4 protein-coding genes and 1 tRNA gene are annotated in these 2,453 nt (G+C 36.8%); 3 read left to right on the top strand and 2 right to left on the bottom strand.

Features of this window, described 5'->3' with window-relative positions; genetic code table 11:
• Positions 1-457: 457 nt before the first annotated feature.
• Together L6N96_04455 and L6N96_04450 are read right to left on the bottom strand one after the other, a co-directional pair.
• Positions 458-558: transfer RNA gene (locus L6N96_04455), tRNA-Glu, on the bottom strand.
• A 32-nt stretch (positions 559-590) separates the two neighbouring features.
• A complete protein-coding gene (locus L6N96_04450) occupies positions 591-821 on the bottom strand; it encodes a histone family protein (GenBank protein ID MCP8323410.1) in 231 nt (76 codons plus the stop codon).
• Between the two features lie 87 nt (positions 822-908).
• Here L6N96_04450 and L6N96_04445 point away from each other — a divergent pair, with 87 nt between their 5' ends.
• From L6N96_04445 to L6N96_04435, 3 genes are read left to right on the top strand one after another with little or no spacing between them, the layout of a single operon-like run.
• Complete coding sequence (locus L6N96_04445; protein MCP8323409.1) at positions 909-1,676, top strand: TatD family hydrolase; 768 nt, start codon at positions 909-911, stop codon at positions 1,674-1,676.
• A gap of 46 nt (positions 1,677-1,722) precedes the next feature.
• Entirely contained in the window at positions 1,723-2,052 is a 330-nt protein-coding gene (locus L6N96_04440; GenBank protein ID MCP8323408.1) for a hypothetical protein, read from the top strand.
• A 23-nt stretch (positions 2,053-2,075) separates the two neighbouring features.
• On the top strand, positions 2,076-2,450 hold the full coding sequence (locus L6N96_04435) for a hypothetical protein (GenBank protein ID MCP8323407.1): 375 nt from the start codon (positions 2,076-2,078) through the stop codon (positions 2,448-2,450).
• Positions 2,451-2,453: the final 3 nt, after the last annotated feature.

Here is a 2,453-nt window from a genome sequence, read left to right as displayed (position 1 = left end):
TCCCTGCATACCGAAAAGCATGTGGTGAAAAGTACGGATGGATCTCGTCGAAGATCCTGTAAAGGTGGGAGTACGACATCTTTCGGTGTATGCGAGCGTAGAGCCCTACGATGAGTATGGGACAGAGTATTTGGAAGTGATCAGGAGATTCTTTGGATTCTGACGAACATTTTTAGTTTTCTTCTTTAGTGGGTTATTCGCACCAACTACTAATTAACCAAAGATTATCTGCCTTTTAGGTAGAGTAGCTCTAAATACTCTTCTAGAAAAACAAGTGTTTGCTAAGGCTAGAGGGAAGCTTATGGAAGAAGATGGACAATTATACTTTTCCACCTATCATCCTGCAGCCGTCCTTTATAATGTAAATTTGAAGTCTGTTATTCGTTCAGATATTAAGAAAATCAAGGAATTACTTTAAAATTGTGAAAATAAATAGGAAGGGCTTTGTGCTAGAGAGTGCTCCGGCCGGGATTTGAACCCGGGTCGGCGGCTATAGGTAAATATTCCCCGCTCAAACTCGAGAGGCCGCTATGCTTGACCGGACTACACTACCGGAGCTGTATTGATAAATTGATAGTAATACTTTACTTTTACGATAAGATAATTTTCAATACAGATTTTTCAGCCAATTTTATATCCGATGCCTTCACTGTCTTTCTGCCAGCATGAACAGCAAAATCTATGGCATGTTTTGCCAAGAGTTCTCCAATCTTTTCAAGAGTAGCCCTTAGCTCTTCAGTGGCATCATCACCGACTCTATTTGCCCCTGCCTTCTTTATTATTCTATAAACTGCTGCTAATCCAAGTTCTGTATCAGACATTTTTTCACAATTTCAGACAAAAGTAAATTATATTTAACTTTATTTACAATACAAGAATTAAAATAATCTTAATCGATAGTCATAGATATGTCTATAAAATTCATCGATGCCCACATGCACCTTGCAGATTCAGATTTTGATAAATATATACGACACATAATCGCCTTTTTAAAGAAGGCCAATATTATCTTATTATCTAACTCGATGGATTTGAACTCTTCATTAAAGACTTTAAGTTTATCTGAATCTTTTAGGGATAAATTATTACCTTTCGTTGGTATACACCCTTGGTCTATCCAAGAGGCTGATTTGGAAGAGTTTGAGACCTTTCTATACAGAGAGAAAGATCGTATTTGTGGCATAGGGGAGATAGGACTGGATAGAAAGTATGTTGATAATGAGGAGGCTTATAGAAAACAGAAATCTTTATTCAAAAAACTCTTAGAATTGGCTGAAAAATTTGAAAAGCCAGTTTCAATTCACTCAAGAGGATCTCAAAAGGAAGTAATCGATACCCTCTCTTCTTTTAGGATAAAGGGTATAATGCTTCATTGGTACAGTGGCGATCTTCAACAATTGAGTAGAGCTGTAGATAGGGGGTGTTATGTATCTTTTGGACCTACAATCATCTATTCAAAGAGATCGAAAATTTTGGCTGAGAGGACTCCACTAGAATTGATACTCACGGAAACAGACGGTCCTGTAAGGTATGCCTGCTTTGGGGGAAAGCCTGCACAACCCGCATTCCTTCCTAGCGTAGTCTTTGCACTATCATTCATCTTAAAATTAAGCTTCGAAGATACAGCTAACTTAGTAAGGGATAACTCATCTTCATATATGAATATGCAACTTTAGGAACGAAAGATTATTTTTGTAGATTAAATATTCAAATCCAGCTCCAATGCCACCAACTAAAGAGTACCGTGAGAGAATTTACATTAGAAAGGATATAATATTAAAGTTGGTGCAATATGGTTCCCTAACTCAGACAGCTTTACTGAGCTACTGTGGCTTGAACCTACAAAAGCATAAAGAAATACTGGATGGAATGGAGCAGAAAGGATTGATAGCTAGAACTGATAAGATGTGGGGGAGTAAGAAGATAAACATTTACAAAGTGACTGAGAAGGGGAGGCAGTTTTGTAGGATCATCTTGGAGCCTTACGAAGCTCTTTTTCCAAGGAAAAAATCCAAACGTCGTGAACTTAGTTTCGGAAACGATTTATCTTAGGTTAATCTACATTGGTGACAAAATTGGGCAAAGATGAAAAGTCTGAAGATAGAACAAGCTTATTGGAGACAATAGACGATTTAATATTCCATATGAATGACGCTAGGGCGACGTTCATTATTTTAAGCATATCTTCCCTTATAATCGCTCCCATAGCAATAATAATGGCAACGGTCTTCATAACTCGTCCAAACTTCTTACGTTGGCTTTTAAATATTAACCCATTTTTCGGTATAATATTCTTAATCTATATAATATTAGTACTGATACTGTCTTCGATATGGCTTTTTGTAGGTTTGAGAGAATACCGTTTCTTATCTAAGTGGAATGAACGCTTCAAAAAGTATATGTCATTAAAAGATAGGGTTGACAAAGAAATTCAGAAAGAACTTGAATAACTT

This window comes from Candidatus Methylarchaceae archaeon HK02M2, assembly GCA_024256165.1.
Classification (GTDB): domain Archaea; phylum Thermoproteota; class Nitrososphaeria; order Nitrososphaerales; family JACAEJ01; genus HK02M2.
The sequence above is the reverse complement of the archived record's forward strand: the minus strand, read 5'-3'. Positions and strand labels throughout refer to the sequence as shown.